This window comes from Arthrobacter sp. I3 (genome assembly GCF_000520575.1).
In the GTDB taxonomy this organism is placed as follows: domain Bacteria; phylum Actinomycetota; class Actinomycetes; order Actinomycetales; family Micrococcaceae; genus Arthrobacter; species Arthrobacter humicola_A.
Map to the genome: position 1 here is coordinate 235375 of NZ_KI914927.1, position 3589 is coordinate 238963.

Annotated in this window: 4 protein-coding genes, 1 pseudogene and 1 riboswitch; of the genes and pseudogenes, 4 read left to right on the forward strand and 1 reads right to left on the reverse strand. The window is 69.0% G+C overall.

What is annotated here, in order from left to right; all coding sequences use genetic code 11:
* A pseudogene (locus tag Y706_RS28840) lies at positions 1–404 on the reverse strand (phosphomethylpyrimidine synthase ThiC); the annotation flags it as partial.
* Positions 400–507, reverse strand: a riboswitch (TPP riboswitch). (Overlaps the previous pseudogene by 5 nt.)
* A gap of 78 nt (positions 508–585) precedes the next feature.
* On the opposite strand from Y706_RS28840, the gene Y706_RS0112500 reads away from it, so the two are divergent.
* The 4 genes from Y706_RS0112500 to Y706_RS0112510 form a co-directional block, all read left to right on the forward strand.
* Complete coding sequence (locus tag Y706_RS0112500) at positions 586–1692, forward strand: amidohydrolase family protein (protein WP_028276850.1); 1107 nt, start codon at positions 586–588, stop codon at positions 1690–1692.
* 75 nt (positions 1693–1767) lie between these two features.
* Entirely contained in the window at positions 1768–2490 is a 723-nt protein-coding gene (locus tag Y706_RS28185) for a VOC family protein (protein WP_156945131.1), read from the forward strand.
* Positions 2414–2788: a VOC family protein gene (locus Y706_RS28845; RefSeq protein WP_043436066.1), complete on the forward strand. Its 375-nt coding sequence runs from the start codon at positions 2414–2416 to the stop codon at positions 2786–2788. The genes Y706_RS28185 and Y706_RS28845 overlap by 77 nt, the downstream gene beginning before the upstream one ends.
* 447 nt (positions 2789–3235) lie before the next feature.
* A partial coding sequence (locus Y706_RS0112510) for a hypothetical protein (RefSeq protein ID WP_028276851.1) occupies positions 3236–3589 on the forward strand: 354 nt, incomplete at its 3' end.

Below are 3589 nucleotides of genomic sequence, written 5' to 3' on the forward strand. Positions count from 1 at the left end.
GGCCGGCCGCCCCGCCACTCGGCCGACGCGGCACCGCGGCGCACCGCCGATTTGCCGTCGTCGAGCAGCTCGCGTTCGCGGCCGGCGTAGGGTTCGGTGTCCGCCCTGTCCTCAATCCAGGGGGTGCGGAACGGCTCCAGCCCGCGGACCGGATCGCTGCCCGGGCCGGCAGTGCGGTAGACCCGGAACGGCGGGTTTCGGACGCCGCCCGGGGAGGGTTCCAGGGCGATCTCGGTCACCGGCACGCGGATGCCGTGCTCCGGGTCCGTGCTGAAGGCCAGCGAGTGGGACTTCAGCGACTGTGTGGGGGCCGGAGGCTGGCTTGGGGCAGACCCGTGCTGGGCTGGCCCAGTGGGGGCTGACTCATTGTGGGCAGGGCTGTGCTGTGTCACTTGGGAGTTCACGGAAATACTCACTTCCTTCGCCGGCATTACCCGGACAGGTTCAACGGTCGCAGGCTGCGTCAGCCCGATCTCAGCCCCTGCAGGGGCACCCGTGTGGTCGTAGACGAAGCTACCACGCACCTCCGGCCGGCCGTCGAGTGTGACGCGGGCGGCGGCCCGCCAGAGGGCTAGGCTTTAGGTCATGACCAGCATCATCGAGTTCAGCGGGCCCATCCTCACGGCGGCGGACCAGGTCCGCTACGGGTTGTGGTCGGTAGATGGCCGGCTGACCTTTCGCCGGCCAGCGGCCGCGCCGGAGCTCGTGCTGGACGGCTGGGTCATGCCCGGCCTCGTGGACGCACACTGCCACATCGGCCTCGGCCCGGGCGGGGACGTTACCGAGGACACCGCGGAATCCCAGGCCCTGGCGGACCGCAACGCCGGGACGCTCCTGGTCCGCGACGCCGGCGCCGTCCACAACACACGCTGGCTCCAGCAGCGCGCGGACCTGCCCCGGATCATCCGCTCGGGCCGGCACCTCGCGAGGACCCGGCGCTACCTGCCGGGCCTGGCCGTCGAGGTCGAGCCGGAGGATCTCGTCGAGGCCGTGCGGAAGCAGGCCCGCGCGGGCGACGGCTGGGTCAAGCTCGTGGGGGACTGGATCGACCGCGACGCCGGCGATCTCGCCGCCAGTTTTCCCGCCCGGACGGTCAAGGACGCCGTCCGGGCCGCCCACGATGAGGGGGCCCGCGTCACCGCACACTGCTTCGCCGAAGACACCCTCGATGACATGCTCGACGCCGGGATCGACTGCATCGAGCACGCCACCGGGCTGCTGCCGCGGCACCTGCCGCGCTTCCTCGAACAGGGTGTTCCGATCGTGCCCACCCTGATCAACATCGCCACGTTCCCGGACATCGCCGCCCGGGCGGCGGCCAAGTTCCCCCGCTACGCAGCCCACATGCGCTCGCTGTGGGAGCGCCGGGCGGAGCGGATCCTCGAAGCCCACGAGGCCGGGCTGGCGATCTATGCCGGTACCGACGCCGGCAGCGTGATCAGCCATGGCAGGATCGTGGACGAGATCCAGGCCCTGCACGCCGCCGGCCTTTCCGCCGCTGCCGCCCTCAACGCCGCGAGCTGGTCCGCGCGGACCTGGCTCGGCGCGGAGTCCATCGTTGAAGGGGCAAGCGCTGATGTCCTCGTCACGGCCGAAGATCCGCGGAGCAATCCGGCCACGCTCCTCCGGATCCGGCATATCGTGCTGCGTGGGCTGCCGATAGACCGGGTGCCAGTCCATGTTTTGGAATAAATTGAAGCTTCAAGTAATTTATCTTTATGTAGAGTCGCCGAAGGCCGGTGGCTACAGAATCCATGGAGCGTTGCCATGACCGCAGAAGCCAGCACCCAGGACCTCCTTCCTGCCGAACTCACCATGGGCACCGTGATGCTCAAAGTCGGCGACATTAAGCTCATGACCGACTACTACCAGCGCGCCCTCGGCCTGGAGACTGTGGCCGAACAGGACGGCGGGCTCTACCTTGGGCGCCAGCAGAAGCCGCTGGTGCATCTGGCGCCTGCCCCGGGCCTGAATCTACCTTCCCGCGGCGAGGCCGGGCTCTTCCACACCGCCCTCCTTTTCGAGGACCAGCACTCCCTGGCGGCCACCATCGCCACCGCGGCCCAGTACGAGCCCCAGTCCTTCACGGGCAGCGCGGACCACCTCGTTAGCGAGGCGTTCTACTTCAACGACCCCGAAGGCAACGGCATCGAGCTGTACTGGGACCGGCCACGGGCGGCGTGGTCCTGGGAGGGCAAGAACGTCGTCATGGACAGTCTCGCCCTGCCGCCGCAGCGCTACCTGCAGCAATACCTGACCGAGGAGTCCGTGGCCGGCCAGCGCCAGGCCGCCGCCGGCGTCGGGCACGTCCACCTGCAGGTCGGCGACGTCCAGTCGGCGCATGAGTTCTATGTCGGCACGCTCGGCTTCGAGAAGACCGCGGGCTGGCACGGCCAGGCGCTGTTCGTCTTCCGTGGCCGGCCAGCGCCAGGCCGCCGCCGGCGTCGGGCACGTCCACCTGCAGGTCGGCGACGTCCAGTCGGCGCATGAGTTCTATGTCGGCACGCTCGGCTTCGAGAAGACCGCGGGCTGGCACGGCCAGGCGCTGTTCGTCTCGGCCGGCGGCTACCACCACCACATGGCCATGAACGTATGGAACAGCCGCGGCGCGGGCCCCCGGCGCGACACGCTGGGCCTGGGCGAGGTCCTCATCGAAGTGCCCTCCGGCGACGACGTCGCGGCCCTGGCCGACCGGCTCAAGGTTGCCGGCGTCGAATCCCACCACACCGGCGCCGAGCTGCGCTTCGAGGATCCGTGGCGCAACCGGATACGCGTCGCGGTGCGCTAGAAGTTCTCCCAAGGCAAACTGGCGCTGGGCATGTCCAGCGCGCACAGGACATGTCCACTCTTCCGCTGGGCATGTCCACTCTTCGCCGGCGGGACCGCTGGGCATGTCCACTGCTCGGGACCGGGACTCCGGAACATGTCCATTGCTCGCAGCCGGGAATGGGCATAGATGCCACATGTCCAGTGGTCACGGCCAGGAGTGGACATGCCCAGCGGGCCTTGGTCGGGTTCCCCGGGCCAGCGAGGGGCATGTCCACTGTTCCTAGGCGGGACATCGGAGCATGTCTATTGCCCACAGCCGGGAACAGACATAGACGCCATATGTTCATTGCTCAGGGTTAGGGGAGGGTATGTCCAGCGGGCGGGGCTGGGCCGTGCTGAAGCGGCTAGGCTGAAGCGACGTCGAAAACAGCGGTCTACGGACCGCCGAACCCTAAGGACCAGCTGCATGGGATTCACCGAACTCTTTGTGTCCACCCACGAAGAAGCCCTCAAGCGCGCCGGCGCACTGGAAGGCGGCAGTCCGGCCGCCCCGGGCGCCGTCCGCATCCCGGAGATCAGCGACTTCGAGGTGGAGCGGCTGGGGGACCTCGCCGGCGTCGCCGTGCACGCCCCGGGCGCGGACTATGAACTGGCCATGGTCGACGTGGCCAGCGACTCGCTGCTCGGCGTCCCGGCGGCAATGGTCCGCACGCTGGCGGAACTGCTCAGCTATGAAACCGAAGGGGAGGGTGACGTCCTGGAGGATGTCGCCGCCAACTGGGCCGCCGAGGAGGACATGCCCTTCGGTCCGGACGAGGCC